General features: G+C 71.7%; 20 protein-coding genes and 1 pseudogene. 8 read left to right on the forward strand and 13 right to left on the reverse strand.

All coding sequences use genetic code 11. The annotated features are described in order from the left end of the window. Nucleotides 1–9 precede the first annotated feature (9 nt). Nucleotides 10–777: an SDR family NAD(P)-dependent oxidoreductase gene (locus ACGFZS_RS40415; protein ID WP_362596471.1), complete on the reverse strand. Its 768-nt coding sequence runs from the start codon at nucleotides 775–777 to the stop codon at nucleotides 10–12. Nucleotides 778–877: 100 nt separating this feature from the next. Between ACGFZS_RS40415 and ACGFZS_RS40420 the strand changes: the two genes are divergently transcribed. Then, nucleotides 878–2,032 carry a thiolase family protein gene (locus ACGFZS_RS40420; protein ID WP_393799325.1) on the forward strand — a complete coding sequence of 385 codons (1,155 nt, stop codon included), beginning with the start codon at nucleotides 878–880 and terminating at the stop codon, nucleotides 2,030–2,032. A gap of 279 nt (nucleotides 2,033–2,311) precedes the next feature. On the opposite strand, the pseudogene ACGFZS_RS40425 reads toward ACGFZS_RS40420, so the two are convergent. From ACGFZS_RS40425 to ACGFZS_RS40435, 3 genes and pseudogenes are all read right to left on the reverse strand, one after another. Next, nucleotides 2,312–3,274, reverse strand: a pseudogene (locus ACGFZS_RS40425) (dihydrodipicolinate reductase); the annotation flags it as partial. Next, nucleotides 3,271–4,101, reverse strand: coding sequence for an acyl-CoA thioesterase (locus ACGFZS_RS40430; protein WP_393799326.1), 831 nt, complete (start codon nucleotides 4,099–4,101; stop codon nucleotides 3,271–3,273). The gene ACGFZS_RS40430 and the pseudogene ACGFZS_RS40425, both read right to left, overlap by 4 nt. A gap of 53 nt (nucleotides 4,102–4,154) precedes the next feature. After that, complete coding sequence (locus tag ACGFZS_RS40435; protein ID WP_393799327.1) at nucleotides 4,155–4,826, reverse strand: TetR/AcrR family transcriptional regulator; 672 nt, start codon at nucleotides 4,824–4,826, stop codon at nucleotides 4,155–4,157. Nucleotides 4,827–4,952: 126 nt separating this feature from the next. Here ACGFZS_RS40435 and ACGFZS_RS40440 point away from each other — a divergent pair, with 126 nt between their 5' ends. Genes ACGFZS_RS40440 through ACGFZS_RS40450 form a run of 3 tightly spaced genes read left to right on the forward strand, consistent with a single transcriptional unit; the run spans nucleotide 4,953 to nucleotide 7,919 of the window. Beyond that, on the forward strand, nucleotides 4,953–5,954 hold the full coding sequence (locus ACGFZS_RS40440) for an acyl-CoA dehydrogenase family protein (protein ID WP_393799328.1): 1,002 nt from the start codon (nucleotides 4,953–4,955) through the stop codon (nucleotides 5,952–5,954). Further along, nucleotides 5,951–7,126 carry an acyl-CoA dehydrogenase family protein gene (locus ACGFZS_RS40445; RefSeq protein WP_393799329.1) on the forward strand — a complete coding sequence of 392 codons (1,176 nt, stop codon included), beginning with the start codon at nucleotides 5,951–5,953 and terminating at the stop codon, nucleotides 7,124–7,126. The genes ACGFZS_RS40440 and ACGFZS_RS40445 overlap by 4 nt, the downstream gene beginning before the upstream one ends. A 10-nt stretch (nucleotides 7,127–7,136) precedes the next feature. Then, a complete protein-coding gene (locus ACGFZS_RS40450; RefSeq protein WP_393799330.1) occupies nucleotides 7,137–7,919 on the forward strand; it encodes an enoyl-CoA hydratase in 783 nt (260 codons plus the stop codon). Between the two features lie 14 nt (nucleotides 7,920–7,933). Here ACGFZS_RS40450 and ACGFZS_RS40455 read toward each other — a convergent pair whose 3' ends face one another. Together ACGFZS_RS40455 and ACGFZS_RS40460 are read right to left on the reverse strand one after the other, a co-directional pair. Continuing rightward, entirely contained in the window at nucleotides 7,934–9,547 is a 1,614-nt protein-coding gene (locus tag ACGFZS_RS40455; RefSeq protein WP_393799331.1) for a GMC family oxidoreductase, read from the reverse strand. Nucleotides 9,548–9,571: 24 nt separating this feature from the next. Continuing rightward, nucleotides 9,572–11,008: an aldehyde dehydrogenase gene (locus tag ACGFZS_RS40460; RefSeq protein ID WP_393799332.1), complete on the reverse strand. Its 1,437-nt coding sequence runs from the start codon at nucleotides 11,006–11,008 to the stop codon at nucleotides 9,572–9,574. Between the two features lie 92 nt (nucleotides 11,009–11,100). Between ACGFZS_RS40460 and ACGFZS_RS40465 the strand changes: the two genes are divergently transcribed. Further along, complete coding sequence (locus tag ACGFZS_RS40465; RefSeq protein WP_393799333.1) at nucleotides 11,101–11,718, forward strand: TetR/AcrR family transcriptional regulator; 618 nt, start codon at nucleotides 11,101–11,103, stop codon at nucleotides 11,716–11,718. A 42-nt stretch (nucleotides 11,719–11,760) separates the two neighbouring features. Here the strand turns inward: ACGFZS_RS40465 and ACGFZS_RS40470 are convergent, their stop codons facing one another. Genes ACGFZS_RS40470 through ACGFZS_RS40480 form a run of 3 tightly spaced genes read right to left on the reverse strand, consistent with a single transcriptional unit; the run spans nucleotide 11,761 to nucleotide 14,123 of the window. Beyond that, complete coding sequence (locus ACGFZS_RS40470; protein WP_393799334.1) at nucleotides 11,761–12,723, reverse strand: NAD(P)H-dependent flavin oxidoreductase; 963 nt, start codon at nucleotides 12,721–12,723, stop codon at nucleotides 11,761–11,763. Nucleotides 12,724–12,782: 59 nt separating this feature from the next. Further along, on the reverse strand, nucleotides 12,783–13,250 hold the full coding sequence (locus ACGFZS_RS40475; protein ID WP_362596495.1) for a VOC family protein: 468 nt from the start codon (nucleotides 13,248–13,250) through the stop codon (nucleotides 12,783–12,785). 27 nt (nucleotides 13,251–13,277) lie between these two features. Next, on the reverse strand, nucleotides 13,278–14,123 hold the full coding sequence (locus tag ACGFZS_RS40480) for a helix-turn-helix domain-containing protein (protein ID WP_393799335.1): 846 nt from the start codon (nucleotides 14,121–14,123) through the stop codon (nucleotides 13,278–13,280). Nucleotides 14,124–14,224: 101 nt separating this feature from the next. Between ACGFZS_RS40480 and ACGFZS_RS40485 the strand changes: the two genes are divergently transcribed. After that, a complete protein-coding gene (locus ACGFZS_RS40485) occupies nucleotides 14,225–14,932 on the forward strand; it encodes an SDR family oxidoreductase (protein WP_393799336.1) in 708 nt (235 codons plus the stop codon). Between the two features lie 126 nt (nucleotides 14,933–15,058). Here ACGFZS_RS40485 and ACGFZS_RS40490 read toward each other — a convergent pair whose 3' ends face one another. Genes ACGFZS_RS40490 through ACGFZS_RS40505 form a run of 4 tightly spaced genes read right to left on the reverse strand, consistent with a single transcriptional unit; the run spans nucleotide 15,059 to nucleotide 17,922 of the window. Further along, nucleotides 15,059–15,826 carry an acyl-CoA dehydrogenase family protein gene (locus ACGFZS_RS40490; protein WP_393799337.1) on the reverse strand — a complete coding sequence of 256 codons (768 nt, stop codon included), beginning with the start codon at nucleotides 15,824–15,826 and terminating at the stop codon, nucleotides 15,059–15,061. 2 nt (nucleotides 15,827–15,828) lie between these two features. Beyond that, entirely contained in the window at nucleotides 15,829–16,938 is a 1,110-nt protein-coding gene (locus ACGFZS_RS40495) for an acyl-CoA dehydrogenase family protein (protein ID WP_393799338.1), read from the reverse strand. After that, nucleotides 16,935–17,360, reverse strand: coding sequence for a nuclear transport factor 2 family protein (locus ACGFZS_RS40500; RefSeq protein WP_393799339.1), 426 nt, complete (start codon nucleotides 17,358–17,360; stop codon nucleotides 16,935–16,937). Before ACGFZS_RS40500 ends, ACGFZS_RS40495 begins: the two co-directional genes overlap by 4 nt. Beyond that, the gene (locus ACGFZS_RS40505; RefSeq protein ID WP_393799340.1) at nucleotides 17,350–17,922 is read right to left on the reverse strand and encodes a carboxymuconolactone decarboxylase family protein; all 573 of its coding nucleotides are present in this window, start codon (nucleotides 17,920–17,922) and stop codon (nucleotides 17,350–17,352) included. The genes ACGFZS_RS40500 and ACGFZS_RS40505 overlap by 11 nt, the downstream gene beginning before the upstream one ends. Before the next feature lie 276 nt (nucleotides 17,923–18,198). Here ACGFZS_RS40505 and ACGFZS_RS40510 point away from each other — a divergent pair, with 276 nt between their 5' ends. Together ACGFZS_RS40510 and ACGFZS_RS40515 are read left to right on the forward strand one after the other, a co-directional pair. Next, the gene (locus tag ACGFZS_RS40510; RefSeq protein ID WP_393799341.1) at nucleotides 18,199–19,653 is read left to right on the forward strand and encodes an aldehyde dehydrogenase family protein; all 1,455 of its coding nucleotides are present in this window, start codon (nucleotides 18,199–18,201) and stop codon (nucleotides 19,651–19,653) included. A 43-nt stretch (nucleotides 19,654–19,696) separates the two neighbouring features. Further along, on the forward strand, nucleotides 19,697–21,085 hold the full coding sequence (locus ACGFZS_RS40515; RefSeq protein WP_393799342.1) for an ABC transporter substrate-binding protein: 1,389 nt from the start codon (nucleotides 19,697–19,699) through the stop codon (nucleotides 21,083–21,085). Nucleotides 21,086–21,094 lie beyond the last annotated feature (9 nt).

Raw genomic sequence — 21,094 nt, forward strand, 5'->3', positions numbered from 1 at the left:
GGGCGGGGTTCACTTCGGCGGGAAGCGCAGCGCCCCGTCCAGGCGGATCACCTCGCCGTTGAGATAGTCGTTCTCGCAGATGTGCTGGACGAGGGCCGCGTACTCGGGGGAGCGGCCCATCCGCCGGGGGTGCGGGACCTGCGGCCCCCAGTACTCCTCCAGCTGGTCGCCCGCCTTGCCGTAGGCGGGCGTCAGGAACGTGCCCGGCGCGACCGTGACCACCCGGATGCCGAGCGGGGACAGGTCACGGGCGGCCACCAGGGTCATGGCCGCGACCCCGCCCTTGGCCGCCGCGTACGGCAGCTGCCCGATCTGGCCCTCGTACGCCGCGATCGACGCGGTGTTGACGACGACCCCCCGGCCGCCGTCCTCGTCCACGGGTTCCTGCCGGGCCATCGCGGCGGCGGCCAGCCGCAGGACGTTGAAGACGCCGGTCAGGTAGATGTCGACGGTCCGCCGGAACCCGGCGAGGTCGAGGGGCTCGCCGTCCCTGCCGACCAGCCGGCCGCCGCTCGCCGGACCGCCGTGCACGTCCACCGAGATCCGCAGCGGGCCCAGCGACTCCGCCTCCCCGAGCGCCGCAAGGACGTGGCTCTCGTCGGTGGCGTCCGTGCGCACGTACCGGACCCCCAGCTCCTCCTCCAGGGCCTTGCCCTTCTCGTCGGCGAGGTCGGCGACGACCACGGACGCTCCCGCCGCGTGCAGCCGGCGGACGGTCGCCTCGCCCAAACCCCCGGCCCCGCCCACCACGACCGCCGACGCCCCTTGAACCCGCATCGCGACTCCCCTCCCAGGGATACATGGTTCTAGTATGAGGAGAGTAGCATTCTCGCAGTGTGCTGAGATCCCTGTCCGGCCCGCCGAGTTGGAGACCTCCATGCCCGAGGCAGTCATCGTGTCCGCCCTGCGCACCCCCGTCGGCACCGCCCGCAAGGGGACCCTGCGCGACACCACCGCCTTCGAACTGGCCCACCACATCGTCGGGGCCGCCGCGGCCGGGCTCGACCCGGACCGCGTCGACGACGTCATCCTCGGCGAGGGCCTCTACGGCGGCGGCGTCCTCGCCCGGCACGCCGCCCTGACCACCGGGCTCACCGGAATCCCGGGGGCGGCCGTCAACCGGCACTGCGCCGCCGGTCTGGCCGCCGTCGCCGACGCCGCCGCGAGCATCCGCGCCGGGATGGACGAACTGGTGATCGCGGGAGGCGTCAACTCCGCCTCCACGGCCCCGAAGTCGGCCTTCCGCGTCGACGGAGCCTGGGTCGAGCCCTGGATGCCGCCCACCCACCCCGACCGCCCGGACGCCCCCAACAACGACATGTCGATCACCATCGGCTGGAACGTCGCCCAGCGGGCCGGCGTCAGTCGCGAGGAGATGGACGCCTGGGCGCTGCGCTCGCACCGCAACGCCGTGCGCGCCATCGACGAGGGCCGGTTCGACGCCGAGACCGTCCCCGTCGACACCCCGCACGGCCGCTTCTCGGTCGACGAACACCCGCGCCGTGACACCTCGTTGGAGAAGCTCGCCGCCCTCAAGCCGCTGCACCCGGAGATCGACGGCTTCAGCATCACCGCGGGCAACGCCTGCGGGGGCAACGACGGGGCCGCGGCCCTGGTCGTCGCGAGCGAGGCGACGGCGACCGCGCAGGGCCTGACCGCGCTGGCGACCGTACGGTCCTGGGCGTCGGTGGGCGTGGACCCCGCGGAGACCGGGCTCTCACCCGTCAAGGTCATCCCGAAGGCGCTCGCCCGCGCCGGACTCACCACCGCGGACGTCGACCTCTACGAGATCAACGAGGCCTTCGCCTCGGTGACCGTGGCCGCCGTCCGCCTCCTCGGCCTCGACCCCGACCGGGTCAACGTCAACGGCAGCGGCTGCTCCCTCGGCCACCCCGTCGCCGCCACCGGCGCCCGCATGCTCGTCACGCTCGTGCACGAACTGCGCCGCCGGGGCGGCGGGATCGGCGTCGCGTCGATGTGCGCCGGGGGCGGGATGGGGTCGGCGATGGTGGTGGAGGTACCGGCGCCCTGACGCCGGCCATGGGGGCCGCGGGGGGGGGGGGGGGGGGGGGGGGGGCGGGCGCGGGGGGGGGGGGGGGGGGGGGGGGGGGGGGGCCGGGGGGGGCGCCGGCCCCCCCCCCCCCCCCCGCCGCGGCGCGGGGGGGGGGGGTTGGGTGGGTGGTGGTGGGTTGTGGTCCGCGCCCCGTGCCGCGGGCGGGGGGGGCGGGGGGGGGGGGGGGTGGGCGGCCGCCGCCGCCGTGATCTGCGGCAGATCGAGCGTCGTACGGATCCCCGGTGCCGCCTCGCACACCACCGGCACGGCGTTGACCGCACGGTTGGCCGTGTACGCCGGTGACACCTCGGCCATCCGGTCGAGCGGCACCGGCAGCCGGATGCCGACCTCCAGCGGGGCGTCGCCCTCGACCGAGAGATGCCAGCCCGTGTCCCCCAGGTCCCAGGCCGGATCGAGGTCCCTGGTGCAGTACCAGGTGGCCCGGAAACGCAGCAGTGGACGGCCTGCCCGCACCCCGGTCACCACGAGCCGCTGGGCCGCGACCGTACCGGCGGCCAACTCGCCCGCGGCGATGCGGACCGGGCGGCGCGCGGTCGCCAACTCGCCCGATGCCTCAAGGGAGTCGAGAGGCATCCCCAGCGCGTCCGCGACCAGCCGCAGCGACGGACCGAAGCTGGTACGGGCCCCGGACAGCCGCCGCTCGTCGAACTCCGCCGGTACCACGCCGAAGCCCATCACCCCGAACAGCAGCTCGGGGGAGGGGCGTCGGGACAGGTCGGCGTACTCGTCGATGGTCAGGCTGTCGAGGCGCCGGGCCAGGGACGTCAGCACGAGCGGCACCGCCTCGGTGATGAACCCGGGGCTGCTGCCCGTGCTGTGGATCGAGCTGCCACCCCGCGCGCAGGCCTCCTCGACCCGGGCGCGTACGTCGGGATCCATGCTCCCCGGATGATGGAACTCGCCCCGCGTGGTCACCACGTTCGCGCCCGAGGCCAGCAGCCGGCACACCTCGTCGACATCGCAGGTGAGCGGCGCGTAGAGCACGCAGTCGGCGCCCAGGGACAGGATGTTCCCGACGTCGTGGGTCGCGGTGACCCCGGTCGGTCCTGTCCCGCACAACTCGCCCGCGTCGCGGCCCGCCTTGGCCGGGGTGTGGACGTACACGCCGGCCAGCGTGAGTCCGGGGTGCCCGATGATCCCGCGCAGTGAGCGGGCGCCGATCGTGCCGGTGGCCCACTGGACGACCCGGTACGGCCTCATGCCGGCTCCCCGGTGAAGCGCAGCAGGGCCTCCTGGGCGTAGGACGCGACGAGGGTGCCGTCCTCGGTGAGGACGTCGCCCCGGCCGAAGCAGCGGCCGTGCGCGAGGACCGGGCTGTGCTGGCGCAGCAGCAGCCAGCCGTCGGCGCCGAACGGGCGGTGGAACCAGACCGTGTGCGAGGTGACGGCGGAGGTGAACGCCGTGCCGGAGTCGTGCTGGGTGATACCGGCCAGGGGGCGCAGGGCCGTGCCGATGAGGGTCAGGTCGGTGGCGTACGCGGTGAGCGCCGGGGCCAGTTCCGCCGCCCCGTCGGCCGGGAGGCGCATCCACACGTCGTACTCGGGCGGTTCGGCGACCGGGGTGTCCAGGTCGGTGGCGGCCCGCGTCTCCCAGGGGATCGGGTGGAGATCCGTGCGGTGTTCGGGGCCGGGCGGTGCGGGCACGGCCGGGACCGTCTGCCGGGCCGGGCCGTCCTCCGGGATGTGCAGGGACACCGAAGCGGTGGCCACCACGCCCTTCGACTGCCGGGCGACGATGGTCAGTGCGGCGAAGGAACCGCCGTCGTGGTGGCGCTCCACCTCGTAGCGGACGGGCTCCTCAGGCCGGCCCGCCCGCGCGAACAGGGCGTGCAGGGACTTGACGCCCTTGCCCGGGCAGCTCAGTTGAGCCGCCCGGACGAACTGGGCCAGCAACTGCCCGCCGAACAGGCGGTGGTAGCCGAGTCGTTGGTTGCCCGCCTCGTAGACGGGGCCGGTCTTCTCGTCGTGCCCCCGGAGGTCGAGGCAGTGCCGAAGGTCGTCCCAGAGTTCACTCACGGCAAGTGGCATGCCCGTGAGGGTAGTCCCACTATCCAGATATGAGAATGGCGCTCTCGCCCGGCTCAGTCGCTGGTGATCCCGTTGGCGCAGTAGTCCCAGATCTCGTCCGCGGTCAGCGGGTGGGCCGCGTCCTGGCCGCTCGACTGGGCGTTGAACATGACGGTCTGCATGGTCAGCGCCGCCACCCGCTTGGGCTTGAAGCCCTCGCGGAGCAGGTGCGCGTCCTCCAGCTCCTGCATCAGGTCGGTGAACAGCGTCAGCAGGGGCGCGTTCGCCACCCGCATCTCGGCCGGGTGCGAGACCAGCAGGCGCAACGCGAAGTCGCTGAACAGCGGACGCTGTCGGCCGGTCAGGTCGGGGCGTGAGCTCTCGAACAGCTCCTGGACGACCACCCTGAGCCGGTCCAGCGGGGTGGACTGCTCGGCCGCGATCGCCCGCAACTGGTCGGCGGACTTGCTCATCGCGTCCTCGAACAGGGCGAGCAGCAGCTCGTGCTTGCCGTCGAAGTGCTGGTAGAAGCTGCGCAGCGACTGCTTGGACCGGTCGACGACCTCCTGCACGGTGAAGTCGGTCGTGCCCTTCTCCGCCATGATCGCCTGGGCCGCGTCGAGAAACCGCTCCACCCTCTGCTCCGCCCGGCGTTTCGCCGCCTGGGTGGAACGCTCGACCGCGCGCTGCTTCCAGGCCGGTTCCTCGGTCGGTGTGCTCACGGGCTGCTCCGCCTTCTGTGCCATGAGGAGAACATTACTGCAGCACACCGACAAGCATCTGTATCCAGTCTGGACACCGTCGGAGATCTGGAGGAGACTTCGAATTCCATCTGAAGAGAATTGCATTCTCATCGCCGGGAGGCCGTTCGGATGCTGTTCGAGTTCGACGCCGAGCAACGGCTGTGGCAGGACACCGTGCACAAGGCCGTCCTCAAGGAGTGCCCGCCCGCCCTGGTGCGGGCCGTCGTGGACGACGGCGCCGACCCGGCCCCGCTGTGGCGCGCGTACGCGGACCTCGGCTGGACCGAGCTGACCGACCCGGCCGACGCGGTCGAACTGGCGATCGTCCTGGAGGAGCTGGGCCGGGCCACCGACCCCACCCCCTACCTGGCGACGCTCACCCGATTCGCCCCGCTCGCCCCCGGGTTCGGCGACCCCGGCCGGTCCGGCACGGCCGTCTACGAAGGCGTCACCGCGCGGCCCACCGACGGCGGCTGGGTCCTCGACGGCACCGCCCGCCACGTACTGGACGGCGACCGGGCCGACCACTTCGCCGTGGTCACCGACGCGGGCGTCTTCGTCGTACCGGCCGCCGCGGCGAGCGCCGTACGCACCCCGGTCCTCGACCCCGTCCTGCACCTCGCCGACGTCACCTTCGAGCGGGTCGGGGTGGGCGGAAGCGACCGTGGCGGGGCGGATCCGGACAGCGCCCGGGACATCGCGCTCACCGGCATGGCCCTGACCATGGTCGGCGCCTGCCGCCGCGCCCTGGACCTGGTGCTCGACCACGTGCGCGGACGACGGCAGTTCGACGCGCCCATCGGCTCCTTCCAGGCCGTCCAGCACAAGGCGGCCGACATGCACGTGGCCGTCGAACGGGCCCGCGCCCTCGCCTACTTCGCCGCCCTCACCATCGCCGAGGACGACCCGCGCCGCCGCCTGGCCGCCTCGATGGCCAAGGCGTCGGCGGGGGAGTGCCAGGCCCTGGTGTTCCGCAACGCCGTGCAGCTCTTCGGCGCGATGGGACACACCTGGGAGAACGACCTGCAGTTCGCGGTCAAACGGGCCAAGGCGGGCGAGCTGATGCTGGGCGGGGCCGCCGAACACCGGGCGTTCATCGCCGAGCACTCGATCGCCGAGGAGGTCGTATGAGGCTGTCCTTCGACGCCGAAGTGGAGGCCTTCCGGGCCGAGTTCGTGGCCTTCCTGGAGGCGAACCTGCCGGCCGAGGCCGAGGCCGCCGAACGCTCCCGCTCCACCGCGCACCTGCCCGAGTGGGCCAGACGCTGGCAGCGCCTGCAGTTCGACGAGGGCTGGCTGCTGCCCGGCAACCCGCCCGAGTTCGGCGGCCGGAACGCCACCGTCGTCCAGCAGTACGTCCACCGCGAGGAGCTGTCCCGGCGCCGGATCTGCCACAGCTTCAACCCGCAGGGCGTCGGCATCATCGCCGCCTCCCTGCTCACCTTCGGCACCGAGGAGCAGAAGCGGCGCTGGGCCGTGCCCATCCTGCGCGCCGAACTCACCGCCGCGCTCGGCATGAGCGAGCCCGGCGCCGGATCCGACCTCGCTTCCCTGCGGACCCGCGCCGACCTCGACGGCGAGCACTTCACCGTCAACGGCCAGAAGGTCTGGACGTCCGGCGCCCACGACGCCGACGTCCTCCTCGCCTTCGTCCGCACCGACCCGGACGCCCCCAAGCACAAGGGCATCAGCGTCCTGCTGATCCCCACCGACACCCCCGGCGTGACCCGCCGCCCCTTCGCCTCCTACACCAGCCCCGACGACCGGGACTTCAACGAGGTCTACTTCGACGACGTCCGGGTCCCCGCCGAGAACCTCGTCGGCCCCCTCAACCAGGGCTGGCGGGTCGCGAACGGCTCCCTCGGCCACGAGCGCACCCTGATGTGGCTCGGTGAGGCCGAGCGACTGGAGGCCGTCGTACGGGACTTCCGGCCCACCGACGCCGTACAGCGGGACTGGTACGCCACCCTGGTCATGGACCTCCAGGCGCTACGACTGCTCGGCTCGGCCGCGCTCGCCCGCGCCGCCCGGGGCGAGCAGGACGTGCCCGCGCTGTCCGTGCTGAAGGTGTTCGGCTCGGAGGCGGCCCAGCACGCCCTGGAGCACGTCCTGGAGGCGTCAGGGCCGGACGGGCTGGACCACCCGGCGCGGACCGCGCCCTACTTCCACATGAGCTTCGACGACGACTCCGCCAGCTGGTTCAACCGCTTCGCCCGGAGCTTCGGCGGCACCATCGCCGGCGGTACGTCCGAGATCCAGCGCACGATCATCGCCGAGCGCGTGCTCGGTCTGCCCCGACGCTGAGGAGACGTCCGTGCACATCCTGTACGAGGTGAAGGACTCCATCGCCACCCTCACCCTCAACCGGCCCGAGGTCGCCAACGCCCAGAACGCCGCCCTCCTCGACGAACTCGACGCGGCCTGGACCCGGGCCGCCGAGGACCCGGACGTAAAGGTGATCGTGGTGCGCGCCGAGGGCAAGCACTTCTCCGCCGGGCACGACCTCAAGGACCGCTGGCCCGGCCCCGACGAGATCACCCTGGAGTGGATCTACCGCGCCGAGAACCGCCGCTACCTGGAGTACACCCTGCGCTGGCGCAACACGCCCAAGCCGTCGATCGCCGCCGTGCAGGGCCGCTGCATCGCCGGCGGGCTGATGCTGTGCTGGCCCTGCGACCTGATCGTGGCCGCCGAGGACGCCCTGTTCTCCGACCCGGTCGTCACCATGGGCATCGGCGGAGTCGAATACCACGGCCACACCTGGGAGTTGGGACCCCGCAAGGCCAAGGAGATCCTGTTCACCGGCCGTCCGCTGACCGCCGAGGAGGCGGAGCGGGTCGGCATGGTCAACCGGGTCGTCCCGCGCGCGGAGTTGGACACGGCCACCCGGGAACTCGCCGAGCGGATCGCCGCGATGCCCGCCTTCGGCCTGCGCCAGGCCAAACGCGCCGTCAACCAGACCCTGGACGTCCAGGGCTTCTACGCGGCGATCCAGTCCGTCTTCGACATCCACCAGACCGGCCACGGCAACGCGCTGAGCGTCAGCGGCTATCCGATCCTGGCGAAGCTGGACGAGATGAAGGAGAAGCTGCGGTAGCCGCGCCGACGAGTTCAGAAAGGCCGATCGGCGATCATCTCGGCCGCCTTTTCGGCGATCATGATCGTGGGCGCGTTGGTGTTGCCGCTGGTGAGGGTCGGCATGACCGAGGCGTCCACGACACGGAGTCCCTCGACTCCGTGGACCTCCAGCTCCGGACCGACGACGGAATCGGGTCCGGTTCCCATGGCGCAGGTGCCCACGGGGTGGTACGCCGTGGCACTCCAGCTGCGGACCTGCTCTTCGAGAGCCGCGTCGCTCATTTCGTCGAGACGCTCCAGGTCGTCACCGGCCGGGAGGTACGACCGCGCCAGGTGTTCGGCGAACGGCGCGCAGTGGGCGATGCCCATGACCGCCCTGAGTCCGGCGACCATGACCGACGTGTCCGCGGGCACGTCGAAGTACCGGGGATCGATCAGCGGTGGGGCCTGCGGATCCGCCGACGCGAGACGGACGGTGCCGCGGGTCCGCGGGTGCAGGGGGACGCAGTTCACCGTGAACACCGGCCGGTCGGTTCCTTCCTCACCGCTGAGGATGAGTGCCGTGGCCCCTCCCATCAGCTGGACGTCAGGACCGTCCTGGCCGTCAGTGACGTCGAGGAACGCGCCGACCTCGCCGTAGTTGGAGGCGAACGGGCCGTCGCCGTGGGCGCGCCACCGTTCCAGGTTGTCCGGGGTGAGCAGGTCCCGGACGAGGTCGGTGGAGTTCCGGGTCTCCCACACCACGGGAGTCATCAAGTGGTCCTGGAGGTTGCGCCCGACCCCGGGCAGGGGGACGCGTACGTCCATCCCCACCTCGTGCAGCTCGTCGGGATCGCCGATGCCCGAAAGGAGCAGCAACTGGGGCGAGTTGACGGATCCGCCGCTGAGCAGCACCTCCCTGTCGGCGTGGGCGGTCCGCTCCTGTCCGTCGTGGAGATAGGTGATGCCGGTCGCGCGTGGTCCGTCGAGCGTGATCCTTGTCGCCAGGGCACCGGTGCGTACCGTGAGATTGGGTCGGCTGAGCGCCGGGCGCAGATAGGCGTCGGCCGTTGACCAGCGTCGCCCGTGATGGCAGGTCACCTGGTACAGGCCGGCGCCAGCGGGAGACGTACCCGCGAAGTCGTCGTTGCGGTCCAGTCCCCACGTCACGGCCGCGTCCAGCCAGGACTGTGAGAGTTCGTGGGTGTAGACGCGGTCCTCGACGTGCAGGGGGCCGTCCGCACCGTGGTAGGGCTCGCCGAGGCGGCTGTTCGACTCGGACTTCTTGAAGTAGGGCAGGACGTCGTCGTAGCCCCAGCCCTTCGCTCCGTGCTCGTCACGCCAGCCGTCGTAGTCGCGCCGGTTGCCCCGGGCATAGATCATGACGTTGGTGGAGGACGAGCCGCCCAGTGTCCTGCCCCGGGGCCAGGAGAACGTGCGTTCCGGCCGGGTCTGCTCGACCGTCCGGTAGCTCCAGTCGCTCTGCGATCCGAAGAGCATGCCGAGCGCGGCCGGGATGTGGAGGAGTTCGTCGGTGTCGGGGCCGCCCGCTTCGAGGAGCAGCACGCGGACGCGGTCGTCGCGGCTCAGGCGGTCGGCGAGTACGCAACCGGCGCTGCCGGCGCCCACGACGACGTAGTCGAATCCTTCAACTCCGTTGGAATTCATGGTGGTTTCCTCACCCCGCGAGCATCAGGGGCGGTAGATCGACTGGAACTGCTGGTAGGCGTGCAGCCCCTCGGGACCCAGTTCGCTGCCGAGTCCGCTGGCCTTCCTGCCCCCGTAGGGAGAGGTGAGGTCGGGAAGATAGCCGTTGAGCCCGACGGTGCCGGTCCGTATGCGGCGGGCCACCCGGGTGCCGTGGTCCAGGTCCGAGGTCCATACGGTGCCGGCGAGGCCGTAGTCCGACGCGTTCGCCAGGCGCACGGCCTCGTCCTCGCCGTCGTAGGGCGTGACCGTGAGGACCGGGCCGAAGATCTCCTCCTGCGCGACGGTCGACGCGTTGTCGACGTCGGCGAACACGGTGGGTTCGACGAACCAGCCCCGGTCGAGGCCGGGTGGCCGGCCGCCTCCGGTGGTGAGCCGGGCCCCTTCGTTGAGGCCGGTCTTGATGTAGTGCAGGACCCGTTCGCGCTGGCGCTCGCTGACGAGCGGGCCGATCTCGGTGCCCGGGTCGAGCGCGTCACCGACAACGGCGTCGCGGGCCATCGCCGTACAGAACTCGACCACTTCCCGATACCGGCTGCGAGGGGCCAGGATCCTGGTGCTCGCGTAACAGGTCTGACCGTTGTTGAGCAGGGCGGCCATGAAGAACTGCCGCGCGTTCGCGGCGAGATCGGCGTCGTCGAGAACGACTGCGGCGGACCTGCCGCCCAGTTCCAGGGTCACCGGCCGCAGCAACTCGGCACACACGGCGGCCACTTGGCGCCCCGCCCTGGTGGATCCGGTGAACGACACCTTGTCGACGCCGGGATGGGAGACCAGGCACGCGCCGGTGTCACGGCCGCCAGGCACGATGTTGATCACGCCGTCGGGGATGCCGGCTTCCTCGACGGCCTCCGCCAGCAGCACCGAGTCGAGGACCGTCTCCGGCGCCGGTTTGAGGACGACCGCGCACCCGGCCGCGAGAGCCGGGGCCACCTTGAAGAAGGCGATGGTCTGCGGGAAGTTCCAGGTCATGATGGCGGCTACGACGCCCGCGGGTTCCCGGCGGACCAGGGTGGTGCCCCGGGGCAGTCCGGTACGCGGTTCCTCGGGCGTCATGCTGTCGGCCAGACCCGCGTAGTAGCGCAGCAGGGCCGACGGCACCACTCCTTCGAAGGACCGGGCGACGGTGATCGGCATGCCGTTCTGCGTACTGACGGCCGCGGATGTCGCCTCCGTCCTGGCGTCGAGCGCGTCCGCGAGACGGATCATGGCGGCCGCGCGTTGTCCGGAGGCCCAGGAGGCCCAGCCGGCCGGTGCGTCGAACGCGGCCCGAGCGGCTCCGACCGCCCGGTCGATGTCGTCCCGGGAACCGTCCGGCACGGCACCGAGATGATCTCCGGTACTCGCGGACGAGACATTGATGTGACGGTCGCCGGACGCCTGTACCCAGCGTCCGCCGATGAAGAGATGGTGGGGATCCATGGCGAAATCCGTGGTAGTGGAGACGAATCTGAATAAAAGCGACATTACACCCATCTGGGGTAATCTGTCACCAGATGGGGAGGTGGCATCTCATGAGGACATACGGCGGAGCCACGGGGGAGGAGCGCGCCGCGGCCCGCCGTCGGCGCCTGATGGAAAGCGGCCTCGAACTCTTCGCCGGCCAGGGATACGCCCACACCTCCATGCGGGCGGTACTCCGCCACGCCGGAGTGAAGGACAGGTACTTCGCGGAGAGCTTCACGTCCCTCGACGACCTGATGGCGGCGCTCATGAGGGACATCTACGAGGAGCAGATCACCCGGTGCGCCGAGGCGATCGCCACGGACCAGCCGCTGCGCGACCGGGCCCGGAACGTGATCGACGCCGTCGTCGGACTCTCTCTGGAGGACCCGAGAAAAGGACGCGTCAAACTCACGGAATCCCTGGGGGCCGGTCCGCTCACGGCGCGCGAACGGCGTCTGGGCCTGCACCGCATGAGCGGTCTCGTGGACTCCCTCCTGCGGGAAGGGCTCCGTGATTCCCGGATCGACCCCACCACCCTGTCCGTGGCCGTCGTCGGCGCGGTCAGCGAAATGCTGCTGAGCTGGTTCAACGGAGAGCTGGCGATCTCACGGGAGGAACTGGTGGATCAGGGCCTCTTCCTTTTCGAGGCCGTCACCGCACACGCCTCGTCACCGTCACGGGAATGACAGGGCGGCCATCGGCATTCCGCCGCCGAGCGGGGTCGCACGTCAGCTCAGCAGCGATCGAGGTCGTGCGGCCAGGATCGCCTCGGCCTCGTCACCGATGGTCCGGACCACGTCCGCGGCGGGGCGGACGGCCTCGACGAAGACGGCCGACTGCCCGTAGAGAACCGGGCTCGTGTCGGGGTCGGGCGGGCTCTCGACGGGGCTGACGTCCTTCGGGGGCGCGAACTCCTCTCTCCGTTCCCGCAGCGTCGCCTCGCGCTCCGACCACTCGTCGGTGAACCGGTTGCGGCGGACTCGTTCACCGATGCCCGCCGGCCACGGCAGCCCCGACACGATGTCGTACGCCCGCGTCCATACAGTGTCACCGCCGTCGCTCTCGACGATCAGGCGCTTGTGGGCCTCGTGCACCTCGATCGCCTCGGGCGTGGCGAGGAACGCCGTGCCCAGCCAGGCGCCGTCCGCCCCGGCGGTGAGGACGGCCGCGAGTGTCCGGCCGTCGCCGATCCCCCCTGCGGCCAGCACCGGAACCTCGGGGTAGCGCCGCACGAGCCCGGCCAGGAACGGCAGGAGGCCCATCGTCCCGGTGTGGCCACCGGCCTCGGCGCCCTGCGCCACGAGGACGTCGGCACCCGCGGCGACGGCCGCCCGCGCGTCGTCGTAGTTCTGCACCTGGCACATCACCCGGGCGCCCGCGGCCTTGGCGCGGGCGAGCCACGGCTGGGGATCGGCGAACGACAGCGCGACGACCTCCGGCCGTTCCTCCAGGGCGGCCTCGAAGAGCGGTTCGGTGAAGGGAAGAAACGGCGTGATGAAGCCGACGCCGAACGGGCGGTCGGTCGTGGCGCGGACGGTCGCGATCTCCGCGCGGATCCAGTCAGGTCCCTTCCAGGGGTGTGTGCCCCCGAAGGAGCCGAGCCCGCCGGCCGCGGAGACGGCGGCGGCGAGTGTCCCGCCGCTGTGCAAGCCCATCGGGGCCGCCATCACCGGGTAGGTGATACCGAACATTTCGGTAAATCTCGTATGCAGCATGGGTGGACGTTAGCGAACACAGAGCCGGGGAGCGCCTAGGCGCCAGCGCCGGGCAGCTTCTGGGAGAGTTCGATCATGTTGCCCCACGGGTCGCGGAAGAACGCCAGCCGACGGCTGATGTCCTCGATCTCGAAAGGCTCGCCGACCAGGTCCACACCACGGCGGGCGAGCTCTGCGCGGACTGTGTCGACATCGTCGACGTGGACGCAGATGTGCTGGTAGCCGCCGTGCTGGAGGCTGACTCCGAGGTCGTCGAGGACGTCGTTGGGGAAGGGTACCGGTCCGGCGAGGAGTTCCACGTGGAAGGTGTCGTCGTCGGGCGGGCAGAGGTACGCGAGCTTCAGCTCGCCGTAGGGCCACTCCTGGAGCACGCGGAAGTCCAGCTTCTCCGTGTACCAGGCCTTCGCCGCGTCGTAGTCGGGGACACGGATACCCACATGGTGGCCGCCGAAGGACGCGAAGGGGCTCGACGGGTTCTTCGGCGGGTGGGGCGGCATGGGCATCGCGATCACTCCTGTTCTGCTGAACCGTCAGGGGCCGGCCGCCAGACTCTGGGTGCCGAGCACCGAGATCAACGCCAGTTTCTCGGCGTCCTCGGTGCCGGGCTCGGCCGAGTACACGAGGATGTGCAGGTCGTGATCCTCCACCCGGAGCTGGTCGCAGTCCAGGGTGAGCAGCCCCACCTGCGGATGCTCGATCGTCTTGCGCGAGGCTTCCAGGCGGCCGACGACCCCCGCGTCCCACAGCTCGGCGAACCGCTCGCTGCCGGAACGCAACTCGGCGATCAGCCGCCGCAGTTGACGGTCCCCGGGATAGCGGGCCGCCGTGGTGCGCAGCTCGGCGACCATGCCGGTCTCGAAGGCGCGCCGCTCCTGCGGGGTGTGCCGCACCCGGGTCGGCCAGCCCAGGAAGTTCCGCCAGGCGCCGTTGCGCTGGAAGCCGCGCAGCTGGGACGGGTCACCCATCAGCGCCCCGTACATCGGGTTGGCCACCAGCAGCGTCATGGCCGCGTCGGAGACCGCCACCGGAGTGTCGGCCAGCCGGTCGAGGAGCCGCTGCACGCTGGGCGTGATGTACCCGGGCACCATGTCAGGACCCGGCGGCACCAGCCCCGCCACCCCGAAGAGGTAGGTCCGCTCGTCGGCGGAGAGCCGCAGCGCCCGGGCCAGCGCCTCGACGACCTGCACGGACGGATTGGCCGCCCGGCCCTGTTCGAGACGCGTCACGTAGTCGACCGAGATCCCGGCCAGCAGCGCCAGCTCCTCGCGCCGCAGCCCGGCCGCACGCCGCTGCCCGCCGGCCGGCAGCCCCGCCGCGTCCGGGGCGACGCGGTCGCGCCAGCGCCGCAGCGCCTGCCCGAGTTCCGTCGCCGTCATGCCCCCAGTCAACACCGTCGGCCGTCGCCGTGCCTGGTACCGGCAGTCCCAGGAAGAAGGATCTGCTGGCTGACCCGGCGGCCGGGGCGCAGGGTGGAGACATGACGACAACACTGATCACCGGAGCCAACAAGGGCATCGGCTACGAGACCGCCCGCCAGCTCATCGCCGCAGGTCACACTGTGTACGTGGGAGCCCGGGACGCCGAGCGCGGACGCCGGGCCGCGGAGGAACTGGGCGCCCGGTTCGTCCTGCTCGACGTCACCGACGACGCCTCCGTCGAGGCCGCGGCCAAGACCGTCGCGGCCGACGGCGGACTGGACGTCCTGATCAACAACGCCGGGATCGAGAGCAGGACCCCGGACAACAGCGTGCCCACGGCCGAGACCGTCACCGCCGACCAGATGCGCAACACCTTCGAGACCAACGTCTTCGGTGTGGTCCGCGTCCTGCACGCCTTCCTGCCCCTGCTGCGGCGCTCGGCCGCGCCGGTCGTGGTCAACGTCAGCAGCGGTCTGGCCTCGCTGACGGCCCTGTCCGACCCCGACCACCCCGCGCACTTCTACCCCGGCATCGCCTACCCGACGTCCAAGACGGCCGTCAACATGCTCACCGTGCAGTTCGCGAAGGCGTTCCCGGCCCTGCGGATCAACTCCGTCGAGCCCGGCTTCACCAAGACGGACCTGAACGGCAACACCGGCACCCAGACCGTCGAGCAGGGCGCCGAGGTCATCGTGCGGATGGCGCAGATCGGCCCGGACGGCCCGACCGGCGGCTACTTCGACGTCAACGGACGACTTCCCTGGTGAACCGCGACCGACGGGGCGGCCGATGCGGTGGTGCGCGACCGACATGGCGGGCGCCTCGGTGATGCGCGACCGGCCGGGGCGCCTGTTCGGTGAACCGCGACCGGCCCGGGCGGACGCCCCGGTGAGTCACAGCTGAGTCAGCCGGGGCGCGGTGCCGCGTGAGCGCACCAGCGCCCCGGCCTCGCGCGTCAACTCACGGGCGCTGCCGAGGAGTCCGTCCAGGACGACGGCCCGGCGGACGTGCCGGTGGAGCGGGTGCTCGGCGGTGAACCCGATCCCGCCCAGCACCTGCTGGCAGTGCCGGGCCGCGGTCAGCGCCGCCTGCCCGGCCGCCGCCTTGGCCAGCAGCGCGCCCAGGTCGTCCTCGGCCGCCGCGAGGACGGCCTCGGCGCCTTCCAGGGCCACCAGGGTCTCCGCGAGCCGGTGCCGTACCGCTTGGAACGCGGCGAGCGGGCGGCCGAACTGGACCCGGTCCAGGGCGTGTCCCCGGGCGAGCGCCAGCATGGCGTGGCCGGTGCCGAGCAGCCACCAGCCGACCGCCCGCCGGCCGACGGCGAGCGGGACGGGATCGCCGGTGGGCGCTGTGACCGGCCGCAGGGGGAGTTCCTCGTCCAGTCCGGCGTCTGCCGTACCGGCTCCGTACTCCCACACCACCCACCGGCCGCCCGCATACGGCAGCGTCGCCGAGCCCACCACGTCCGTGAGCGCCGAGGCGTGCGCCCCCGTCTCGCCCAGCAGCCGGAACACCGTCGCGACGGCCGGACCCGGGAACTCGGCCAGCAGCTCGCGCCAGCCCAGCCCGGCCAGCGCCGCGTCCAGGGCGGGGCCCGGGGCGGTGGTCGTCATCGTCTTGCGGAGCGTCTGTGTCAGCAGCTCCAGCTCGGCGGGGTCCACGGTCACTCCCTCCCCAGGTCGAGCAGCCGGCGGGCGATGATGTTGCGCTGGATCTCGGCGGTGCCGCCGTAGAGGGTGGCCGCCTTCGCGTAGAGGTACTCCGACCGCCAGGGAGAGTCGGTCAGTTCCAGGACCCCGGGCAGCAAGTCCCGTACCGTCTCGAAAAGTTGCTGCTCGGCGGTGGCCAGCAGCACCTTGTCGACCGAGGTCTCCGGGCCGAGCCGGGCGCCCGCGGCGAGCCGCTGCTGGGTGGCGTGGGAGCGGCAGCGGACGGTGTGCAGGCCCAGGTAGGCGGCGCCCAGGGCCGAGTCGTCCGCGTCGTCCGTCGCGTCGGTCTCGGCCAGGAGGCGGTCGAGGCGGGTGTAGAGGTGGGCGACCCGGTGCCAGAAGCAGGTGGAACGCTCGTGCGGGAGCAGGTCCATCGCGAGCCGCCAGCCGTCGCCGGGGCGGCCCAGCATCCGGTCGGCGGGCACGACGACCTCGTCGAAGAAGACCTCGGCGAACTCGTCGACGCCGTGCATCGTGCGCAACGGCCGCACGGTGATGCCGGGGGTGTCCATGTCGACGAAGAACGCGGTGATGCCGTCGTGGCCGGGGGCCGTGCGGGTGAGCAGGACGCACCGTGCCGCGTACTGGGCGAGGCTCGTCCACACCTTCTGCCCGCTGATCACCCAGACGTCGTCCCGGGGCACGGCCCGGGTGGTCAGCGAGGCCAGGTCGCTGCCCGAGCCCGGCTCGGAGAAGCCCTGGCACCACTGCTCGCGGCCACTCAGCAGCAACGGGACCATGCCCGCGGCCAGTTCGGGACGGGCGTAGGAGACGAGGGTGGGGGTGAGGACCTCGACCATCGAGTAGATACCGGGCTCGGCGAGGCCGCGGGTGGCGACCTCCTCGCCGAGGACCGCCCGCAGGACCGCCGGTCCGCCGAGGCCGCCGACCTCCTCCGGCCAGCCGTACCGCATCCAGCCCGCGTCGAACAGGGCCCGGCGGACCCGCGCCAGCTGGGCGACCTGCGCGTCCAGGGAGTGGTCGGGGCCGGGCGTGAGGTCGTTTTCCTCCAGCCAGGCGCGCAGGGCGGTGCGGAACTCCGCCGCCGTGGTGAACGTGCTCATACCGCCGGGCGCCCGAACGCGTGCGGGCGCCCCGAGTCGTGGGCGCCGCTGCGCCGGATGAAGGTCATGGCCCGGGTGCGCAGCCGCCAGCCGTCGGCGGTGCGGACGTAGGTGTCGTTGTAGTAGCCGATGCGCATCTCGTGCGTGGTGTCCTCGACGAAGCAGAGCGGCTGGGTGCCGGTCGCCGTGTCTCCCGACAGCGCGACGGCGGGCGTGCCGGTGAGGAACAGCCCCTTGGGGGCCGCCGCGACGAGGGCGGGGAACTCCGCGAGGGGGTAGGTGTCGCCGAACGCGCTGTAGCTGCCGTCGGGGGTGAAGACCGCGAGCAGCCCGTCCAGGTCGCCCCGGGTGATGGTCACCGCGTAGCGGGCGAGGAGCTGCTGGATCTCGACGAGGTCGGCGGTGGTCTCGTCAGTGGTCACGGGCCCGCCTCCTTTCCGCACGCTCGCGCGCGTCGTGTTCGGGCCGGATGCCGAAGGTGTTGAAGGCCGTCGCCATGAGGGCGTACGTCCCGACGGTGAACACCAGGTCCATCAGCTGGCGTTCGTCGAGGTGCTCCGCGAGCGCGGCCCAGGTGCCGTCGGACATGTCCGAGCCGTCCTCCAGTTCGTCGACGGCCCGGAGCACCGTGCTCTCCAGCGGATCGTCCGCCTTGCCCTGGCCCGCGGCCTCGATCTCGGCCTCGGTGAGACCGCACTGCTGGGCGGCGAGGACGTGGTGGGCCCACTCGTACGCGCAGTCCCGGCGCCGCGCGACCCGCAGGACGACCAGCTCGCGCAGCCGCTCCGGGAGGGTGGAGCCGACCAGGAGGTACGTGCTGAACGGGAGGAAGGCCGCGGTCAGGTCGGGGTGCCGGACGAGCGTGGACATCGCGTTGCCGGCCGCCTCGGCGTTCCGCATGCGCCGGGGGAGCAGGGCGGCGAGCACCTCACGGGTCCGGTCGTCCCACTGGTCGTCGGGCAGCGGAGGCAGGCGAGGCGGCATGCGGGCTCCCTCGGCAGAGTCTTCCGAGAATGGGATTCTCGGATGCGAGTTTCAGATTTTCACCCGCGTCGCGGTGGCGTCAACCGTTGGGCGCGGCCCTTCGGGCCCGGTGGTCGCCGCTCCTCCGTCCTGACCGGGCATGATTCCTCCCGCTCCCATCTGATTGCCCAATTCTCCTGTGCGGATGGTTGCTTCTCATCTAATGAGAAGCTACTTTCCACCGCAGGCAGGGCCAAGGCAGGCAGGACCTGTGACACCCAGAAGAGATGGGGAGCCGTGAGTCTTTTCCATGAGGACCGGCTGTTGATCGACGGGCGGCTGGTGCGCGCGGAGCGCACGTTCGAGACCGTCGATCCGTCCACCGGGAAGGTGCTGGGGACGGCATCCGACGCGGACACCGGTCATGTCGAGGCGGCGGTGGCGGCCGCCCGCCGCGCGTTCGACACCACCGACTGGATGCGCGACCGCGAGCTGCGGCTGCGCTGCCTGCGCAGCCTGTACGACGCGTTGCACACGCACCGCGAGGAACTGCGCGACCTGACCATCGCCGAGGTGGGCGCACCCCGCTCCCTCACCCACGGACCCCAGCTCGACGAGCCGATCGAGATGGTCAAGTACTACGCGGATCTCCTCGAACACCACCCCTTCCGCGAGGAGTTGCCCGTCCTGGAGAGCCGGGGGCGTCGGCACCGCCGCTGGATCGAGAAGGAGGCCGCCGGAGTCGTCGCGGCCATCCTGCCGTACAACTTCCCCAACCAGCTGGCCCTCGCCAAGCTCGCCCCCGCGCTCGCCGCGGGCTGCACGGTCGTCCTCAAAGGCGCACCGGACACCCCGTGGACGACCCTCGCGCTCGGCCGGATCATCGCCGAGGAGACCGGCATCCCCCCGGGCGTCGTCAACGTCCTGACCTCGTCGGGACCCGAGACCGGCGCACTGCTCACCACCCACCCCGGCATCGACATGATCACCTTCACCGGGTCGACCCCGGTCGGCAAGGCGATCATGGCCGCCGCCTCCGCCACCCTGAAGCGGGTCTTCCTGGAGCTCGGCGGCAAGTCCGCGATGATCCTGCTCGACGACGCCGACCTCGCGAACGCGGCGATGTTCGCCGCCTTCACCATCTGCTCGCACTCCGGCCAGGGCTGCGCCCTCACCTCACGCCTGCTGGTCCCGCGCGAGCGGCACGACGAGATCGTCGGCCTGGTCGCCGCCATGCTCGGCAAGGTCAGGTACGGCGACCCGGCCGACCCCAAGACCCACATGGGCCCCCTGATCAGCGAGAAGCAGCGGGCCAAGGTGCACGGCATGGTCGAGCGGGCCGTCGCCGCCGGCGCCCGTCTGGTGACCGGCGGCCGTCCCGTCGACGGGGAGGGCTTCTTCTACGAGCCCACCCTGCTCGCGGGCGTCGACCCGGCCGCCGAGATCGCCCAGGAGGAGGTCTTCGGACCGGTGCTCGCCGTCATCGCCTACGACGACGAGGACGACGCCGTCCGGATCGCCAACGACTCGGTGTACGGGCTGTCCGGCGCGGTGCTCGGCGCCGACGCCGAGCGGGCGACCGCCGTGGCCCGCCGGATCCGCAGCGGCACCTTCAGCATCAACGGCGGCAACTACTTCGCCGCCGACGCCCCGTTCGGCGGGTTCAAGCAGTCCGGCATCGGCCGGGAGATGGGCGTCGCGGGCCTTGAGGAGTTCCTGGAGCTCAAGACCTTCGCCGTGCCGGTCGACTGACCGGCCCACAGCAGCCCGGGGAACACCACCGAGGAGGAACCCCGTGAGAGTCCAGGCAATCCCCGCCGCCCTCGCGGTGACGGCGCTGCTCGCCGTTGCCGGATGCGGCGGCCACGACAGCGCCGGCGACACGAGCGACGGCGACGCGACGCCCACCAAGGCCGCCCAGCAGGCCGCGGGCGGCGACTTCGGCGACCTGAAGAACGTCTGCGGACCCGGCGACGCCAAGAGCGCGCCCACCCAGGGCGTCACCGCCGACACCATCAAGCTCGGCGTCTTCTCCGACGTCGGCTTCACCAAGAACTCCGAATTCGTGGACGCCGCCAAGGTGTTCACCTCCTGGTGCAACGCGGCCGGCGGCATCGACGGCCGCAAGCTCGTCGCCACCACCCGCGACTCCAAGCTGATGGAGGTCCGCCAGCGGATGCTGGAGGCCTGCCAGTCGGACTTCGCGCTCGTCGGCGGCGGCGCGGCGCTGGACGCCCTCGGCGTGCAGGACCGGCTCAAGTGCCTGCTGCCCGATTTCCCCGCCCAGGTCAGCCAGATCCAGAACCAGGGCTCCGACCTGCAGCTCAACGAGACGGGCGGCGCGTCCTACGACCGCTACCCCGGCTACTACCAGTGGCTGCTCAAGACCGCCTACCCCAAGTCGGCGGGCGCCGTCGGCACCATCGCGGGCGACGCCGCGGTCAGCAAGGTCATCGACGCCCGCGCCCAGGAGAGCCTCAAGGCCTCCGGCGCGAAGATCACCTACCACGACCTGTACCCGGCCGCCGGGGTCTCCGACTGGACGCCCTACGCCCAGGCCATCAAGAGCAAGGGCGTCAAGGGCCTGGTGTTCCTCGGGGACTTCGCGAGCCTCGCCAAGCTGGAGCAGATCCTCACCGGCATGGACTACAAGCTGGACTGGATCGACGCCAACAACAACGCCTACGGCGCGCCCTTCCTGCAACTGGCGGGCAAGTCCCTCGACTACCAGAACAACTTCGCCGACCTCAGCGGCGTCTACCCGCTGGAGAAGGCCGCCGACAACCAGGCGACCGAGCAACTCGTCTCCCTCTACAAGAAGTACGCCCCCGACGCGCAGCCCACCCTGCCCGCCGTCCGCGGCTTCGCGGCCTGGCTGCTGTTCGCCAAGGCGGCCTCCTCCTGCGGCGACCAGCTCACCCGCACGTGCGTCTACAACGCGGCCCGCAAGGAGAGCGCGTGGACCGGCGGCGGACTGCTCGCCCCCGTCGACCTGTCCCAGGCCGACGCCCCGCTGAAGTGCTTCAACGTCGAGAAGGCCACGTCCAAGGGCTGGCAGCCCGCCGACTTCGCGCCGAACACCGGGGCCTACCGCTGCGACGCGCCCACCTACAAGTTCAAGGGCGCCTACGGCAAGCCCCTCACCCTCGCCGACGTCGGCAAGAGCATGAGCGATGTGAAGTAGAGGCTGAAG

This window comes from Streptomyces sp. NPDC048288 (assembly GCF_043201555.1).
In the GTDB taxonomy this organism is placed as follows: Bacteria; Actinomycetota; Actinomycetes; order Streptomycetales; family Streptomycetaceae; genus Streptomyces.

Bases quoted from the DNA above. Each gene is read 5' to 3' on its own strand.
- ACGFZS_RS40505 (WP_393799340.1), bottom strand. From the start codon at position 17,922: ATGCCGCCTCGCCTGCCTCCGCTGCCCGACGACCAGTGGGACGACCGG.
- ACGFZS_RS40445 (WP_393799329.1), top strand. From the start codon at position 5,951: ATGAGGCTGTCCTTCGACGCCGAAGTGGAGGCCTTCCGGGCCGAGTTC.
- ACGFZS_RS40415 (WP_362596471.1), bottom strand. From the start codon at position 777: ATGCGGGTTCAAGGGGCGTCGGCGGTCGTGGTGGGCGGGGCCGGGGGT.
- ACGFZS_RS40435 (WP_393799327.1), bottom strand. From the start codon at position 4,826: ATGGCACAGAAGGCGGAGCAGCCCGTGAGCACACCGACCGAGGAACCG.
- ACGFZS_RS40475 (WP_362596495.1), bottom strand. From the start codon at position 13,250: ATGCCCATGCCGCCCCACCCGCCGAAGAACCCGTCGAGCCCCTTCGCG.
- ACGFZS_RS40420 (WP_393799325.1), top strand. From the start codon at position 878: ATGCCCGAGGCAGTCATCGTGTCCGCCCTGCGCACCCCCGTCGGCACC.
- ACGFZS_RS40485 (WP_393799336.1), top strand. From the start codon at position 14,225: ATGACGACAACACTGATCACCGGAGCCAACAAGGGCATCGGCTACGAG.
- ACGFZS_RS40440 (WP_393799328.1), top strand. From the start codon at position 4,953: ATGCTGTTCGAGTTCGACGCCGAGCAACGGCTGTGGCAGGACACCGTG.
- ACGFZS_RS40430 (WP_393799326.1), bottom strand. From the start codon at position 4,101: ATGCCACTTGCCGTGAGTGAACTCTGGGACGACCTTCGGCACTGCCTC.
- ACGFZS_RS40465 (WP_393799333.1), top strand. From the start codon at position 11,101: ATGAGGACATACGGCGGAGCCACGGGGGAGGAGCGCGCCGCGGCCCGC.
- ACGFZS_RS40455 (WP_393799331.1), bottom strand. From the start codon at position 9,547: ATGAATTCCAACGGAGTTGAAGGATTCGACTACGTCGTCGTGGGCGCC.
- ACGFZS_RS40495 (WP_393799338.1), bottom strand. From the start codon at position 16,938: ATGAGCACGTTCACCACGGCGGCGGAGTTCCGCACCGCCCTGCGCGCC.
- ACGFZS_RS40460 (WP_393799332.1), bottom strand. From the start codon at position 11,008: ATGGATCCCCACCATCTCTTCATCGGCGGACGCTGGGTACAGGCGTCC.
- ACGFZS_RS40480 (WP_393799335.1), bottom strand. From the start codon at position 14,123: ATGACGGCGACGGAACTCGGGCAGGCGCTGCGGCGCTGGCGCGACCGC.
- ACGFZS_RS40470 (WP_393799334.1), bottom strand. From the start codon at position 12,723: ATGTTCGGTATCACCTACCCGGTGATGGCGGCCCCGATGGGCTTGCAC.